14 protein-coding genes are annotated in these 15038 nt (G+C 57.0%); 11 read left to right on the top strand and 3 right to left on the bottom strand.

The genetic code is table 11. The features are described 5' to 3' along the window. The 7 genes from dnaA to MKFW12EY_RS00035 all read left to right on the top strand — a co-directional run bounded on the left by dnaA (position 1) and on the right by MKFW12EY_RS00035 (position 6654). Entirely contained in the window at positions 1-1317 is a 1317-nt protein-coding gene (gene dnaA / locus MKFW12EY_RS00005) for a chromosomal replication initiator protein DnaA (protein WP_064019975.1), read from the top strand. 37 nt (positions 1318-1354) lie between these two features. Next, on the top strand, positions 1355-1534 hold the full coding sequence (locus MKFW12EY_RS00010; protein WP_054763486.1) for a hypothetical protein: 180 nt from the start codon (positions 1355-1357) through the stop codon (positions 1532-1534). A gap of 94 nt (positions 1535-1628) precedes the next feature. Beyond that, complete coding sequence (locus tag MKFW12EY_RS00015; protein ID WP_054763487.1) at positions 1629-2435, top strand: ABC transporter substrate-binding protein; 807 nt, start codon at positions 1629-1631, stop codon at positions 2433-2435. Between the two features lie 92 nt (positions 2436-2527). After that, entirely contained in the window at positions 2528-3835 is a 1308-nt protein-coding gene (locus MKFW12EY_RS00020) for a DUF3422 family protein (RefSeq protein WP_064019978.1), read from the top strand. 365 nt (positions 3836-4200) lie between these two features. Continuing rightward, positions 4201-4596 carry a hypothetical protein gene (locus MKFW12EY_RS00025; protein ID WP_245006390.1) on the top strand — a complete coding sequence of 132 codons (396 nt, stop codon included), beginning with the start codon at positions 4201-4203 and terminating at the stop codon, positions 4594-4596. A gap of 196 nt (positions 4597-4792) precedes the next feature. Continuing rightward, on the top strand, positions 4793-5464 hold the full coding sequence (locus MKFW12EY_RS00030) for a TVP38/TMEM64 family protein (protein ID WP_221053777.1): 672 nt from the start codon (positions 4793-4795) through the stop codon (positions 5462-5464). A gap of 122 nt (positions 5465-5586) precedes the next feature. Continuing rightward, positions 5587-6654, top strand: coding sequence for an alkene reductase (locus MKFW12EY_RS00035; protein WP_221053778.1), 1068 nt, complete (start codon positions 5587-5589; stop codon positions 6652-6654). 183 nt (positions 6655-6837) lie between these two features. On the opposite strand, the gene MKFW12EY_RS00040 is transcribed toward MKFW12EY_RS00035, so the two are convergent. Then, a complete protein-coding gene (locus MKFW12EY_RS00040; protein ID WP_157199184.1) occupies positions 6838-7572 on the bottom strand; it encodes a VPLPA-CTERM sorting domain-containing protein in 735 nt (244 codons plus the stop codon). An 85-nt stretch (positions 7573-7657) separates the two neighbouring features. Next, entirely contained in the window at positions 7658-9823 is a 2166-nt protein-coding gene (locus tag MKFW12EY_RS00045; RefSeq protein ID WP_221053779.1) for a zeta toxin family protein, read from the bottom strand. Positions 9824-10091: 268 nt separating this feature from the next. Between MKFW12EY_RS00045 and MKFW12EY_RS00050 the strand changes: the two genes are divergently transcribed. After that, on the top strand, positions 10092-12122 hold the full coding sequence (locus MKFW12EY_RS00050; protein ID WP_221053780.1) for a methyl-accepting chemotaxis protein: 2031 nt from the start codon (positions 10092-10094) through the stop codon (positions 12120-12122). 52 nt (positions 12123-12174) lie between these two features. Continuing rightward, positions 12175-12717 (top strand): glutathione peroxidase, encoded by a 543-nt coding sequence (locus MKFW12EY_RS00055; protein WP_054759249.1) that lies wholly within the window; start codon positions 12175-12177, stop codon positions 12715-12717. A gap of 27 nt (positions 12718-12744) precedes the next feature. On the opposite strand, the gene MKFW12EY_RS00060 is transcribed toward MKFW12EY_RS00055, so the two are convergent. Beyond that, entirely contained in the window at positions 12745-13167 is a 423-nt protein-coding gene (locus tag MKFW12EY_RS00060; RefSeq protein ID WP_221053781.1) for a helix-turn-helix domain-containing protein, read from the bottom strand. Positions 13168-13300: 133 nt separating this feature from the next. On the opposite strand from MKFW12EY_RS00060, the gene tmpT reads away from it, so the two are divergent. Both tmpT and MKFW12EY_RS00070 read left to right on the top strand, forming a co-directional pair. Then, positions 13301-13942 carry a thiopurine S-methyltransferase gene (gene tmpT / locus MKFW12EY_RS00065; protein WP_221053782.1) on the top strand — a complete coding sequence of 214 codons (642 nt, stop codon included), beginning with the start codon at positions 13301-13303 and terminating at the stop codon, positions 13940-13942. A 60-nt stretch (positions 13943-14002) separates the two neighbouring features. Continuing rightward, a complete protein-coding gene (locus tag MKFW12EY_RS00070) occupies positions 14003-14770 on the top strand; it encodes an N-6 DNA methylase (RefSeq protein WP_245006391.1) in 768 nt (255 codons plus the stop codon). The last annotated feature ends 268 nt before the right edge of the window (positions 14771-15038 follow it).

The following is a 15038-nucleotide window of genomic DNA, read 5'->3' on the forward strand; positions in this document are numbered from 1 at the left end:
ATGAGTGTGATTTGGAACAACTGCCTGGCCAAACTGGAACACGAAATCCCGAGCGCGGATTTCAGTACCTGGATCAGGCCGCTGCAAGCGGTGGAGTCCGACAGCCAACTGAAGTTGCTCGCCCCCAACCGTTTCATCATCGACCACATCAAGCAGCACTTTTTTTCGATCATCGAAGACGCGGTCAACGAATTTTCGAATGCGACGCTGTCGGTGCATTTCGAGATCGGCTCTAAGAAATCGCCGGCCATCAAAGCGCCGACTTTGAGTAAGAGTTCGACCCAGAAAAAGAACCAGCCCAATTTTTTGAACAAGGCCTTCACCTTCGAGAGCTTCGTCGAAGGCAAGTCCAACCAGTTGGCGCGGGCGGCGTCGGTCACGGTGTCGGACAATATCGGTAAGGTCTACAACCCGCTGTTCATCTATGGCAGTTCCGGCTTGGGCAAAACCCATTTGATGCATGCGATAGGCAATGCGGTGCTGTTGAAAAAACCGGATGCCAACATCGTTTACTTGCATTCGGAAAAGTTCGTGCAGGACATGGTCAAGGCCCTGCAGCAGAACAGCATCAATCAATTCAAAGAGTACTACCGCAGCATCGACATTTTGTTGATGGACGACATTCAGTTTCTGGCCGGCAAGGAGCGCTCTCAGGAAGAATTTTTCCACACGTTCAACAATCTGCTGGATAACAAGCACCAGGTGGTACTGACCTGCGACAAATACCCGAAGGAAATCGACGGCCTGGAAGACAGGCTGAAATCGCGTTTCGGCTGGGGCCTGCCGGTGGCGATCGAGCCGCCGGACTTGGAAACCCGCACCGCGATTCTGATCAAAAAAGCGTTGCAGGTCGGCGTCGAGCTGGACCAGGAAATCGCCTTTTTCATCGCCAAACGCATCCCGTCCAACGTTCGCGATTTGGAAGGCGCGCTGCGGCGGGTGGTGGCCAACTCCCAATTCACCGGCCGCGAGATTACGCTGGAATTTACTAAGGAAGCTCTGCACGATTTGATCAGCCTGCAGGACAAACTGATCAGCATCGACAATATCCAGAAAACCGTGGCCGAGTACTTCAAGATTCGCGTCGCCGATTTGTCGTCGAAAAACCGCAAGCAGTCCATTACCCGGCCGCGGCAGGTGGCAATGAGTTTGGCGCGGGAGTTGACTTCGCACAGTTACCCGGAAATCGGCGATGCCTTCGGCGGCCGTGACCATACCACCGTAATCAACGCCTGCAAACGTATTGCCGAACTGAAGGAAGAGGACGTGAAAATGGCGGAGGATTACAAAAATCTGCTGCGGACCTTGTCGCATTGATCCGGCCGGCCCACTGCCGCCAGATACCGTCTGCGCGATGAAACGCCATCTGCTCAGCGGCGCAATTTTTCTGGCCGCGACCGCGCTTTATCTGGTAGGTTATTCGCAAGCCAGCGCTGCTGCGGCGATTGCCGGCGGCGTGTGCGAGGCCTGGTTTTGGCTCAGAATGTTTGATAGTTCGTCGGGCGACGGCGCCCCGGCGCACCGGGGGCGTTAGCCGACCCGACAACGCGGCCGCGTTTCGCGCGCGGCATGGAATAACGGCGGAAAGGACCGAGTAACCGATAAGGAACAGAACACAAGGATTCAACATGAACGGCCCGCAACGCATTGTTTGTCTGACCGGGGAAACCACCGAAGTACTGTATCTGCTGAACCAGCAATGGCGCATAGCCGGCATTTCCGGTTATACCAGCCGCCCGGCAGCCGCGCGTAAGGAAAAGCCCAAGGTTGCCGGATTCACCTCGGCCAACATCGGTAAAATCCTGGCCTTGCAGCCCGATCTGGTGTTGACCTGTACCAATCTGCAAGCCGATATCGCCGCGGCGTTGATCAAAGCCGGTATCGAGGTGCATGCGTTCAATCAACGTTCGCTGGCCGGCATCCTGCAAATGGTTTCGACGCTGGGTGCGTTGGTCGATGCCGTCGAGGCCGCCGCGGCATTGCGCACCGAGCTGGAAGGCTTGTTAGCCTCGGCTCGAGCCGAGGCCGAAGCGTTAACGGCCAAACCTAAAGTTTATTTCGAGGAATGGAACGATCCGCTGATCAGCGGCATCGGCTGGGTGTCGGAAATCGTCGAGTCGGCCGGCGCTAGCGATTGTTTTGCCGAATTGGGCCGCCAAGCCGCCGCCAAGGACCGGATCATCGCCGACCCGAACCTGGTCGTCGAGCGCCAACCCGATATCATCGTCGGTTCCTGGTGCGGCAAAAAATTCCGGCCCGAGCAAGTCGTGGCCCGCCCCGGTTGGACCGAGATTCCGGCGGTGCAGCACGGCTTCGTCTACGAAATAAAATCGGCCGACATCCTGCAACCCGGACCGGCGGTATTTCGCCACGGCCTGCGGCAGATGCAAAACTTGGTCCGGCAATGGACGGCATGGCGGGCGGCTCATGGTTAATCCCGCGCCGCGCCGCAAATCTTCGGCCGAATCCGGCCCGCTGCCGCAGCTCCAGCCTGCGGTGTATCACTCAGACAGTTAACTGAAGTCCCGTGGCTACCTTATTTCAAATTCCGCCCAACCACCCGCAACGCTTCGTCTTGCATAACGAAGTCCATGCCCGCGCCTCGTCGATTCGCAGCCTGCCGGTGCGCGCCAGTTATTTGGCCTTGGCCTTGGCCGGCGAGGAAAAATTGCGGGAACGCCAGCATTTGGTTGCGCTGTGCCAACGCTACGGCGTCGCCCCGCCCGACAACGACGCCGACCATTTCGGCGCCGTGTTCGATGCGTTTCAGATGAGTTGGGAACAACACGGCGAATTCAGCACCTACACCTTTTATGCCTACGACAGCGAGAGCGAACCGTTCAGCGAACCGGCGCTGAAAAAAGTCCCGGTGGACTGGCTGGCGAATATCGGCGGCCAGACCATGGTCGCCGCTCATGCCAGCGTGGTTGCGGCTGCCGATACGGATTACCAGGATGGCATGGATTTGAGTTCGCTATCGGCCTATTTTGCCGGCAACTCTATCGTCGGCTCCAAGGTAACCGGCGGTGCGGCGTCGGTATTCACCGATTTTCGGATTCACGTCGACGGCTTCAGCCGCTTTCTGGTCGTCGACCAGAACCTGAAAACCGCCCAGGCCGGACGCTTGTTGCACCGCCTGTTCGATATCGAAGTCTATCGGGTACTGGCGCTATTGGCGTTTCCGATTGCCCGTAAACTCTACCCGGAACTGAAAAAAGCCGACCGCCAGTTGTACGCGATCACCAATTCGATGACCCAGCCCGACGCCGACGACGCCAAATTGCTCGACGAGCTGACGGCTCTGGCGGCCGAAGTGGAAAACCACATTTCATCGCACCAGTTTCGTTTTGCTGCGGCCAGCGCTTATTACCATCTGGTCGGCCAACGCCTGGAAGATTTGCGCGAAGCGCGGATTCAAGGCATCCAAACCCTGGGCGAGTTCATCAAGCGCCGCTTGGAACCGGCGATGAATACCTGCGCCTCGACATCGCACCGTTTCAATTTGATTTCGGAACGGGTCAGCAACGCCAGCCAGTTGCTGCGCACCAAGGTCGATATCATTATCGAGCGCCAAAACCAGGGCTTGTTGTCGTCGATGGCCTTGCGCGCCAAAATGCAGCTGCGCATGCAGCAAACGGTCGAAGGCATCTCGATGGTGGCGATCACTTATTATGCCGCCAGCCTGGTCGGCAAAATCGCCGAAGCCCTGCATGGCGCGGGCTGGCATGTCGATCCGGAAATTGCCGAGGGCGTAGCGATTCCGTTCATTTTTATCGTGGTCGGCCTCGCCACCAAACGCATCCACCGCATTATCGAAAACACGACGGACTTATGAAGTATCCGGAGCCGATGGCTTGGGAGTTTATTGCTAGATTTATACTGCGCCGGCCGCTAGCCAATGCCGTTAAGTTAAGCATTTCAACTTCCGCTCCCCTCTTTGAAAAAGCACCCAAGGGTATAAAAGGGGTTGGGGGAGATTGTTCAAATAAATTGCCCTCAATCACCCTTTTCCAAAGGGCGAGGCAGGTTTAACTTAACGGCATTGGGCTGCTAGCGGGCCGAGTTTGGGGGCATATCCGATTCGAAACTGCCGCCAATTAAATTGAATATAAACCGACAAAATAATATCTTCGAATTGAAATTAAAATGAAACTTCGCGTTGTTCTAAAAAGATTCTCGCATCCGCAAGTTAGAAGGCGATTGAAAATAGGCCTGTCGCTTTGGGCCGCCGCTATCGTTTTGAGTTTGATTTCCAAAATATCCTACGATATCGGTTATTTCAAAGCCCAATCCCTGATCGAGCAAAAGAACGCGGCAATGCCGGTAACACGCCAGTTTCTGACGTCGGAAGCCGCGCAACGCATCGTCTCCGGGGCACTGAAGGAAGATCCGAATTACCCGAAAACCGTGGTGTTGCAGGTTGTCGACAACAATCCGAAACTATCGGCGATTATTGTCGAGAATAACAAGCAAAAGCACATTGCCTGGATTGTCGACATGCGCTTGTATTTCACCGGCGATCTGTTCAGCGATAACGGTTACAATTTGACCCAGTCCATGGAATATCAAAATAATATTATCGCCGGTCCGCGTTGATTATTTACGCCGGGTAAATCGAAGCGGAATTTCGCCGATATAAAATCCGGCATGGCCGAGGCGAATACGTTATGACCGCACCGGCCGGTTGGCGGCGGCCTGTCATACTCCGGTCATACGCCTGTGCTCGAATAGCCGGAATCCGATTTCCGTCTATCGGCCCTACCCAACCTGCACCGATATTCCAGCCCAACCCATGCCTAGCCGCTCGAAGATATTCGCCACATTGCTGGTATTGGCGCTGTGCATCGCCGCATTTAGGCAAGGCACACCCGCTCTTCAGGACATCCAATTCCACAAACAGGCCATAGGCCTGTTCATCGGCAGCCACTATGGGGTTGCCGTGGCTTTGTTCTTTGCGTTGTGCGTGATTTTCATCAACTCGCCGCTGCCGTTGGCGGCAGCAATGAAAATCCTGTCCGGCTATTTCTTCGGTTTCTACCTGGGCGCGGTTTACAACATCAGTGCGACCGTACTGGCTTGTTTGGTCGGATTTTGGCTCAGCCGCTACGCCTTTAGGCGCCGATTCGAACAATTGTTTTACGCCCGGCTGGAATCCGTCGAACACGAAATCGAGCGTAACGGCCTGTACTATTTCCTGAGCCTGCGCGTTGCCATGGTGGTGCCTTACTTCCTGATCAACATCGTTGCCGGGTTGTCGCGGATATCGTTCAAGCATTATCTGGTCAGCACCTTGCTCGGCGTGTTGCCGGCCTCGTTGATTTACGCCAACGGCGGCCAGCGCCTGGAACAAATCCGTTCCGCCGCCGAATTGTTCGAATGGCAGACAGCCGCGTCGCTGGCGCTGGTCGCGGCGGCCAGCCTGCTTCCGGCATGGTTGCGCCGCGGAGGCCGCCGTTCGAACTAAGCCCGCCGCATTCCGCCAAGCGCTGCGCTATCGGCGCGCCAGTCGGTAGCCGACTGGGCGGCTCGTTTTGCGGCTGCTATATTGGCGGTTTATCCAAATCCAGCTAGCAGGAGCAGTAAGGCATGAATCCATTGTTCGACCCAATCCGTATCGGCGACCTCGAATTGCCCAACCGCATCGTCATGGCGCCGTTGACCCGCTGCCGCGCCAGCGCCGGCCGCATACCCAATGCGTTGATGGCGGAGTATTACGCACAGCGGGCCGGTGCCGGCCTGATCCTCAGCGAAGCTACTTGCGTCAGCCCGCAAGGCGTCGGTTATCCGGACACGCCCGGCATCTGGTCGCAAGAACAAATCGACGGTTGGCGCGGCGTCACCGAGTCGGTTCATGCCGCCGGCGGCCGTATTTTTTTGCAGTTGTGGCATGTCGGCCGGATCTCCGATCCGTATTATCTGGAAGGTGAATTGCCGGTGGCGCCCAGTGCGATTGCCGCCCAAGGCCATGTCAGCCTGTTGCGGCCGATGCGCGATTTCGTCACGCCGCGCGCCTTGGAGCTGGACGAAATTCCCGCCGTCGTCGAAGCCTTCCGCCAAGGCGCGGCCAACGCCAAGGAGGCCGGTTTCGACGGCGTCGAAATTCATGCCGCCAACGGTTATTTGCTGGACCAATTCCTGCAAGACAGCACGAATCGGCGCAACGATGCCTACGGCGGTCCGGTGGAAAATCGCGCCCGCTTGTTGCTGGAAGTGACCGACGCCGCGATATCGGTCTGGGGCGCCGGCCGGGTCGGCGTACATCTGTCGCCGCGCTGCGATATGCACAGTATGGGCGACTCCGATCCGCTGGCGACATTCGGCTACGTCGCCGAGCAATTGGGCCAACGCCAGGTTGCCTTTATCTTCACCCGCGAAGCGCAAGGCGCCGACGCGATCAGCCCGGCCTTGAAACGCCGTTTCGGCGGCGTGTTGATCGCCAACGAAAACTTTACGGCCGAGAGCGCGGTGCAAGCCATCGCTAACGGCGATGCCGATGCGGTCTCGTTCGGCAAACACTTCATCGCCAACCCCGACCTGCCGCGCCGCCTGCAAATCGGTGCGCCGCTGACGCCGTTCGATGCTGCGACGTTTTATCTCTGCGGCGCCGAAGGCCCGAGCAAGGGATATACCGATTATCCGTTTTTAGAGGACTGAGGTCGGAGCTAAACTAAAAAACCTGTTTTCGGCGTCTCTCTAGGCTTGCCGGCGGCCGGCCGCACGATCCGCAACGCGGCCACCGCGAACGGCGAAGTTTTCGGAAAGGCTCACCGATACCTACCGCCGGAAATAAAAACGGCCCGTCGCTGCGGGCCGTTCATCAACAGTTACGTGGAGGGTTTAAACGGCGGCTTTGCGGCGCTGCCAACCCAAAAAGCCAACCAATCCGCTCAAAAACATCCAGGCGCTAGCCGGAAGCGGCACACCGCTAATGGTTTCGGTTGGGATTCGGTTATTGATAAACGAATCGCTGGCACCCGCCGCACCGATCGATCTGACGTGCATACCGATGCGTAACGCGCCGCTGGTCAGGGCGGAGCTGATATCGTCGAAGCTGTAGCCGTTATTCAACGACACCAGGATGCCCAACACATCGGAGCCGGTATTCACGCCGAGACTCGGGTTACCCGGGTCGACGTTCGCGCCGAAATACGGGGTAGGTTCGAAATCGGGATCGGCGTTATTGCCGCCCGGCAACACGACGTTTTTCAGCGTTCCGTTGGGTTTGGTCCAGCTTACCGGGCTGAAAGAAGTAAATCCGCCCAAGCTGTTCAATATGGCCGTTTGCGAAGCCAGAAAACCGCTGTCGTCGAAGTAAATCTCGGCAATGTTGGCAGCGGTCTGGGCGCTGTTGGCAAAGGTAAACAGGATTTTGTTGGTCAGGGATTGGTTCAAGAACGCCGAGGCATCGGTATTGTTGTAAACGTCCATTTGCAACTGGCTGCCGACGTCTTCGGCGGCGTTGCTGGTGATGCGGGTGAAATTAAAGCTGGTCGGCGCGGCCCAGGCCGCAGCGGCCGAAAACATTAAAATCCCGGCCATTGCCGCGGTTCTGCAAGTTGCAGCTACATTCATTGATGTCTCCTTAGTGTTAAAAAATATTGGAGAGAATCATACCTGTCCGAAGCTTAACTGTTACTGAACCAAAGGCCAGTGAGCCTTATTCGTGGCTGCCCTGCAATCGGGTTACCCACGAGTCTTTGGCGTAAGGATCGATATGGAACGCCAGCGCCGCCGGCTTGTGCAACAAGCCTTCTTCGCCGGACGCATTCGGGTTGAGTTGGCGTTTTTCGACGAAATCGATCATCCGCCGCAAGTGGTAAATTGCCAATACCCGGTTAGTCTCGCTGCCCTTGTAAACCAGGTATGCGACATTGTCTTCGCCGATTTCGCTATTGCGTGCCAGTAACTCTGCCAAGCGTTGCGCATCGGGACCGGCCAGACTCTGCAAGGCCGAATCAGGATGGGTACGGATCAAGCCGACCAAGTAGTCCGCCAGCTTGCCGTTCAATTGTTGCTGTTGCAAGCCTTCCAATTCGCCATCGTCCAACAGAAAACTTTCCGCCACTAGATAGTGGCGGTCGCGCTCGCCGTCGTTGGCGAACAGCGAAATTTTCGATACGCCGGTATCCTCCAGCGCATGTAAAAACTCCTGCGGCGAGCGAATGTGTTTGTCGATGGTCACTACCCACGGCAACGCCCGGCCGCTGGTCTGAAACCGGGTTTTGACGCTGCCGACCACGCCGGAGCGCGACAGCTCCAGCTCGCGGCCGGCCGGCTTCACCAAAAAGGCGTCGACGGCGGCAATTTGCGTGCGGAACCCGGCCGCGCGGAATTGCTTGATGATGGCCGAGTAGCGCGGATGGTAAGGAATGCCGGTACCGTCGTACAAAATATTGATGCGTTGCTCGCACGCCCGTTGTGCCACCAAGTCGCGCAAGCGATTGGCGAAGGGTTCGATGTAGATGTAATCGTCGCTGTGGTGGTTGGCGGCGGTCAGCAGACGGTACAAGTCGCTGAGCTTGCGGAATTCGTCGAGCGAGGCGATGACGAAATTGTCGCCGCAAATCGCACCGGCGATTTCCTCGACCGCGGTCTTGCCGGCCCCGGCCCCGCCCATACTCATTAAAAATTGCGGCTCGGCTACCGGCGTTTTACCGGCAAAAATGGCGTCGCAGGCGGCCAGCAGCATCGCGTTGATTTTTCCCAGTCGGGCGTAGGCGATCTCCACGGTACGCCGCAGCCGCGTCTCGCGCTGGGCGGCGGCGAGCATCTTGTCTCTGAGCGATGCGTTATCGGCCAGCCAAAACAGATTGGCCTGCTCTCCGGCGCACTGCTTCAGCAAGTCTATCAACTCGGCCTGACTGGGCGAACGCAAACCGGTCAGCATGTTGACGTCGAGGCAGAATAACGGGGCGACGCCGTCGGCACGGATTGGAATCGCGTCGATCTCGGTCTTGCCCGGTGCGCGCAAATCCTCGGTACCGGGCAGATAGCCGATTACGTGTTCGGAGACGCTGAGCGGATTGTCGGCAAAATGCTGGCCGGCGATCAATTGTTCGGCGGCAATGCTCGATATCGGCACCAGCCCGCCGGTCACAGTCAGCAAACAATCAATGCCGTCCGGCGTGGTATGCGACAGAAACGGAATGCCGAGTAAAAACCGTTTGTTCTCCGGCCATTTGCCGTAGCGGTTGGCCTGGTTGCGCAAATATCGGGTACGGCTGCAATCCAGCGCATGTAGAAACGCCCGGCTCAAGGCTCGATGCTGGCTGGCATGGTCGTGCAATACCCGGGCGTCTTCGACGGTCAGCCGGCGAAAATCGATACCCTGGTCGTAAACCGCCCTGAAGGCAGGCAGGTTACCCAAGGCGGAGATGAAAAAGTCCAGCGTGATCCGGTTGCCGTAGGCGAACGGTCTGATTATCCGCAGCGAGTGGTAAAAACTCGCCAGCCGTTCGGCGATATCGTCGCTATAGATCACAAAGCCGTTATTGTCGAAAATCGCGCTATCGCGGTTGCTGTCGCCGTCCAGCACCAGGCGTTCGATGGCGATGCGGAATTGCCTGCGTTTGTCGGCATCCGGCATCGTGCCGGGGCGATGGGGCACGGTGGGCTGTTCCTTCCAGTCGCCGAACATCTCGCGGTGGATCCTTGAATACAACGCGGTCATGTAAGTAACCCGTTTGGTCTGGTCGTGGGAGACTGTAGCTTCCAGTTCCTTTAACAGCGTCGACAGCAAGCTGGTGCCCTGGGCTATCGCCAACGCGGTGCGCAAACGCTTTAACGGACGGTAACCCGGCAGGTTCCGGCAGGGGTTTGACATGTTCTACCCTCTTGTTATTTTTCGATTGGGATGCGGCCGTTGCCGGAGCTGAAAATTACGTGGTTTGCCGGAAGAAATCAATCGCCACTAACGCCCATGACTCTAAACGTTTTGCGCCAAGCAGGTCCATTGCATAAATACCATTGGCATATAAAGGATTTAGACTCGGGTATTCACGATCCGGTTAGCATCTAAATTTACCTGCTGCAAATGCGGCGGAGAAAATGATTGCCTATACTTTGTCACAGCTAATTACAAAGGTTTAGTTATGGATTTTTTGATTGCACCGGCCGTGGCCTTGATGAACAGGCTTAGTTATCCGGCCAAATTTACGCTGTTGTTCCTGATCGTATTGATCCCGATGTTGGCGATGGGCAGCGTTCTGGTCAAGCAGTTTGCCGGCGAAGCCGATTACCTGGAAGGCGAGCGGCTCGGCTTGGACTACATCAAACTGTTGCGGCTACCGATCGAGCATATTCAGCAACACCGGGGCATGACCAACGCCTACCGCAACGGTGCCGAGCAATTCAAGGAACGCATCCTCGGCAAACGCCAGCAGATCGATGCCGATTTCGCCGAGTTGGCGCGGCTGGACCAAACGGCAACGGTCCGCCTGAAAACTAGCGAGCGGCTGGCCAAGCTTAGGCAGCAATGGGCTACCGTCCAAGCCAATGCGATGGATCAGGAGCTGAGCGGGGTCATCGCCGCCCATAACGGCTTGATTGGCGACGGCCTGGATTTGATCACCCATGTCGCCAACACCTCCGGCATCATTCTCGACCCGAAGCTGGACAGCTTTCATTTGGGCTTCACGCTGACCGCCGACTTGCCGCGACTGATCGAGTTCATGGGCCAAGCCCGGGCCATGGCCTCCGGCGCTGCGGCGAAAGGCCAACTCAGCCCCGAAACCAAAAACAAACTGTTGCTTCTGATGGCCAACATCGACACCTATGCGCAAAAGTTGGATAGCGGCCTAAAGGTGGCGGCCGCCGAAAATCCCGCTGTCGGCGTCAGCTTGCAGGCCCCGATCCAAAACCATAACCAGGCGTTGCAGGCGATGCAGGATTTAATCCGCCGCCAACTACTGGAAAGCGAAACCATCGGCATCGACAGCGACAGCGTGTTTCAGATCGCCACCGACGCCATTACCCAGTCTTACCAACTTTACAACGGCCTGATTCAAGAACTCGGCAGTTTGTTCGCGGCCCGCGCCGACGCCGCGAACCGGTCTCTGCAACTGACGGTGGCCGGCCTGGCCGGCGTGCTGCTCGCCGTGGTTTTGTTGTTGGCCGGACTGACCCGTTCGGTCAACCGGAATATCGCGCTGATCAATAGCGCCACCCAGCGGATTGCCAAGAACGATTTGACGGTGCGTTTGCATATCGACTCCGAAGACGAAATGCACGAAATCGGCAAGAATTTCAATGTCATGGTCGAAACCAGCTCGGCGCTGCTGCGCCAGATTATGTATACCAGCAACGAGCTGCACGTATCGTCGGAACAGGTCTACACCGTCGCCAGCCAGAGCGCGGCCCATATCGACCGACAACGCCAGGAAACCACCTCGGTGGCGACCGCGGTTACCGAAATGAGCGCAACGATCCACGACGTGGCGGCCACCACCAGTAACGCGGCGCAAGCCGCCAGCAGCGCCAACGAACAGGCCAAAAACGGCAAAAACGTGGTGCAGAACACCACCCAGGCCATCGGCCAGTTGGCGCGGGACGTCGAAGCGGCCGCCAACGTGATTCGAAGCCTGGAAAAAAGCAGCGAATCGATCGGCGCCTTGCTCGACGTCATCAAAAGTATCGCCGAACAGACCAATCTGTTGGCGCTGAATGCAGCGATCGAGGCGGCTAGAGCCGGCGAGCACGGCCGCGGCTTTGCGGTTGTAGCGGACGAAGTGCGCAGTCTGGCCAGTCGGACCCAGGAATCGACTGCAACGATAGAAAACATGATCGCCCAATTGCAAAACGGCGCGCGCGAGGCCGTCCGCGTGATGCAGCAGAGCTGCAACCAGGCCCAGGTCGGCGTCGAGCGCTCGCAAGACGCCATGCAGATGTTGGAATCGATCAGCCGCTCGGTGGCGACGATAGATGCGATGAATTTGCAGATTGCCAGCGCCGCCGAACAGCAAAGTGCCGTGACCGAGGAAATCAACCGCAACATCATCCATATCACCAGCCTGTCGGAACAAACCGCGGCCGGCGCCGAACAAACCACGCAAGCCGCCAGCCATCTTAATCGGCTGGCGGAAAATTTGAACGGCTTGATTAACCAGTTCAAGATCGGCGCTTGACTTGCCGGGCAGCCCGGTAAACTGGGCTGCCTGGTTACAGCGGAGAACGATTATGAAAACTTTGGTGTTCTTGTTGAGTATCGGCGCCGCCGCGTTGCCGGCATTCGGCGCCGAAACTTGCGCCGATTTGTTGAACTTTAAAATGGCCCGCTTGCGTTCGACCGAGCAAATCGACTTTTGCCAGGCCTTCCAAGGCAAGCTGGTGCTCGCGGTCAATACTGCCAGCAATTGCGGCTACACTCCGCAATTTAAAGGCCTGGAAGCCTTGTACCAAAAATACAAGGACCGCGGCTTGGCGGTGGTCGGCTTTCCGTCCAACGATTTCAACCAGGAATTCGACGATGCCGAACAAACCGCCAAAGTGTGTTACATCAATTACGGCGTGACCTTCCCAATGCTGGAAAAAAGTGCCGTAACCGGAGCCAATGCCAACGCTTTTTTCCGAAAACTGGCCAAGGTCAGCGGCCAGGAGCCGCAATGGAATTTTCATAAATATCTGATCGGCCGCAACGGCGAATTAATCTCGGCCTTTCCCAGTAACGCCACGCCGGAGCAATTGGACGCCAAAATCGGCGAATTGCTGTCCAGGCATTGATTTCGCGGGGAGAGGCTTCGCGCCGCGCTAGCTGCCGTTCTTGACGTTTTTCCCGCTTCTGCCTGCTGCGGGCTTGCGCGCGGCCACTTTCAGCAAGCGCAAAAATTTCGGGCATTCGAAATGGCTGGCTGCGGTGCAGTCGGCGGCATGGAGCAGGCCGTCGCGCATCGCGACCAATTCCCGTATCGTGCGATCCAGTTCCCGCGCCTTCTCTCGCAACAAATCGCGGTCGATGTTGGTGCCTTCGGCCGAAAACATCGTCGCAATCTGGTCCAACGTAAGCCCGGCGCGCCGGCCCATCGCAATCAGCCCCAGCCTTTGTAAGGTCGCGGTATCGAACTGCCGCCGCAGCCCGATCCGGCCGCTGGAGCGGATCAGGCCTTTTTCCTCGTAATACCGCAACGTGGACGCCGGCAATCCGGAAATCCGCGCCACCTCGGCAATATCCATCAGCGTTCCTTTCGAAATTAATACTTGACTTAAAGTCGGCTTGAGTTCGTATTCTGAGCCGGAACCCCATTCTCCGCAATGCCTGAGGCAACGCGGCGGCATGGCATCGAACCCGAACCCGTGAGGATTAAATATGGATGCGAATTTTTGGCACGAAAAATGGCAACGCCGCGAAATCGGCTTTCATCAGCCACAGGCCAATCCGTTGTTGGTTGCCTATTTCGATAAACTGAATTTAGCGGCCGGCAGCCGGGTTTTGCTGCCTTTGTGCGGCAAGACCCGCGACATCGCTTGGCTGTTGGATCGTGGTTTCCGCGTTGCCGGCGTGGAACTGAGCAAGATCGCGGTCGAGGAATTATTCGACGAATTGGAATTGGCGGCGCAAATCAAACCGGCCGGTCCGCTATGGCACTACCGGGCAGATAACATCGATCTGTTCGTCGGCGACATTTTCCAGCTGTCGGCCGAACTGCTCGGTCCGGTAGACGCCGTTTATGACCGTGCCGCTTTAGTCGCGTTGCCGGCGGAAATACGGCGAAAATACGCAGCCCATTTGACCGGATTGACCGCCGCGGCGTCGCAGTTGCTGGTGGCATACGAATACGACCAACTGCTGGCCGAAGGCCCGCCGTTTTCTGTGGTCGCCGACGAAGTGCTTGGCCTCTATGCCGGCAGTTACCGCTTGACGCCGCTTGCGCGCAGCGAAGTCGACGGCGGCTTGAAAGGCATGGTGGCGGCGGTTGAAGCGACTTGGCTATTGGAAAAAGCGAACTGAAAGCCGCGGCCGCCGAACTGGTAGCGACAGGCCGATTTCGCGGCTAGATGGTGTGCAGCAATGGCGATAAAAAAATCCGAGCTTTACAGCTCCCTGTGGAAAACCTGCGACGAATTGCGCGGCGGCATGGACGCCTCCCAGTACAAAGACTATGTGCTGGTGTTGCTTGTCATCAAATACGTCAGCGACAAATACGCCGGTTTGCCGTTTGCGCCGATCAGCATACCCGCCGGCGCCAGTTTCAAGGACATGGTGGCGCTAAAGGGCACAACCGACATCGGCGACCAGATCAACAAGGCCATCATCGGCCCGTTGGCCAAAGCCAATAAGCTGTCCGACATGCCGGACTTCAACGATGCCGGCAAGTTGGGCAGCGGCAAGGAAATGGTGGACAGGCTGACCAATCTGATTGCCATTTTCGAAAATCCGGCGTTGGATTTCTCCAAAAACCGCGCGGAAGGCGACGACATCCTCGGCGATGCCTACGAGTTTTTGATGCGCCACTTTGCTGTCGATAGCGGCAAGAGCAAAGGCCAGTTTTACACCCCGGCCGAAGTCAGCCGCATCATTGCCCAGATCGTCGGCATCCGCGACGCCAACACCAGCAACAATACCACCGTCTACGATCCCACCTGCGGTTCCGGTTCGCTGCTGCTAAAAGTGGGCGATGAAGCGACTGCCAAAGTGACTGTTGGCGAAATCGGGAAAAGCGACTTCACCCATAGCAACCGATTTGACAGCTTGCTGGATCAGTTCATGCCGGGTTGGCAGCACCTTAGAGACAGTTTGAATCGGCTACCTGTCAGGCAAGAGGTTTGGGGATATTGAGGTGTCGATCTGCAGAAGTTCGGACTTAATCGGACACTTGGCCTTGAAAAGGTTGAGGCTTACTGGTGATATAGAAGTGTCGTCTTTTATCAAACCGAACGAGGTAACCCTTGCGTGACGGTGGCCTGATTCACCATAGCGATCGAGGTGTGCAGTACGTTTCGATTCACTATCCCAAACGTCTGTCAGATTTCCGAGTTAGCTAGCAGCATGACTCACGACAATCAGCCTCCCAGAAAACCGGGGCGATTCAAGCCACTTGTGTCTG

The organism is Methylomonas koyamae, from assembly GCF_019669905.1.
Classification (GTDB): Bacteria; Pseudomonadota; Gammaproteobacteria; order Methylococcales; family Methylomonadaceae; genus Methylomonas; species Methylomonas koyamae.

Coding starts and splice junctions, on each gene's coding strand:
- MKFW12EY_RS00045 (WP_221053779.1), bottom strand. CDS start 9,823: ATGTCAAACCCCTGCCGGAACCTGCCGGGTTACCGTCCGTTAAAGCGT.
- MKFW12EY_RS00010 (WP_054763486.1), top strand. CDS start 1,355: ATGAAACGCCATCTGCTCAGCGGCGCAATTTTTCTGGCCGCGACCGCG.
- MKFW12EY_RS00050 (WP_221053780.1), top strand. CDS start 10,092: ATGGATTTTTTGATTGCACCGGCCGTGGCCTTGATGAACAGGCTTAGT.
- MKFW12EY_RS00040 (WP_157199184.1), bottom strand. CDS start 7,572: ATGAATGTAGCTGCAACTTGCAGAACCGCGGCAATGGCCGGGATTTTA.
- tmpT (WP_221053782.1), top strand. CDS start 13,301: ATGGATGCGAATTTTTGGCACGAAAAATGGCAACGCCGCGAAATCGGC.
- MKFW12EY_RS00015 (WP_054763487.1), top strand. CDS start 1,629: ATGAACGGCCCGCAACGCATTGTTTGTCTGACCGGGGAAACCACCGAA.
- dnaA (WP_064019975.1), top strand. CDS start 1: ATGAGTGTGATTTGGAACAACTGCCTGGCCAAACTGGAACACGAAATC.
- MKFW12EY_RS00055 (WP_054759249.1), top strand. CDS start 12,175: ATGAAAACTTTGGTGTTCTTGTTGAGTATCGGCGCCGCCGCGTTGCCG.
- MKFW12EY_RS00035 (WP_221053778.1), top strand. CDS start 5,587: ATGAATCCATTGTTCGACCCAATCCGTATCGGCGACCTCGAATTGCCC.
- MKFW12EY_RS00060 (WP_221053781.1), bottom strand. CDS start 13,167: ATGGATATTGCCGAGGTGGCGCGGATTTCCGGATTGCCGGCGTCCACG.
- MKFW12EY_RS00070 (WP_245006391.1), top strand. CDS start 14,003: ATGGCGATAAAAAAATCCGAGCTTTACAGCTCCCTGTGGAAAACCTGC.
- MKFW12EY_RS00030 (WP_221053777.1), top strand. CDS start 4,793: ATGCCTAGCCGCTCGAAGATATTCGCCACATTGCTGGTATTGGCGCTG.